The following is a 348-nucleotide window of genomic DNA, read 5'->3' as shown; positions in this document are numbered from 1 at the left end:
ATTTCACTGGGATAGGTGGTAGATTCATAAACATAATAACCCGCCATGATACAGGGGATTACTTGCTCCGGTTCAAATCCATAAGCAGTTGCATCATCCACAACCAAATCAATGATGCATCGGTTTCCATCTTTAACCTTTTTCTGGAGTAATTTTTTTACCGATCCTGGTACTAATTCTAATATTTTATCCTTCATGTTAGTCACCTCATCCTTTATCATGTCCAGATAACCTGGGGATATGTGTCAAACAGAATGAAATTCCAACCATAATTGCACAGGTCCTTTAAGAAAAAAAGGCCCCCTAAGGTGCCTTCTTCCGACTTAAATCATCTTAATTTTAATAATA

1 pseudogene is annotated in these 348 nt (G+C 37.1%); it reads right to left on the bottom strand.

Annotated features, from left to right (window positions below):
* Window positions 1-197 (bottom strand): annotated as a pseudogene (locus V7038_RS28850) (hypothetical protein); the annotation flags it as partial.
* Window positions 198-348: the final 151 nt, after the last annotated feature.

This window comes from Bacillus sp. JJ783, from assembly GCF_036963225.1.
Lineage (GTDB): Bacteria > Bacillota > Bacilli > Bacillales > Bacillaceae_G > Bacillus_A > Bacillus_A cereus_U.
This window is presented reverse-complemented; position numbering and strand designations above follow the sequence as displayed.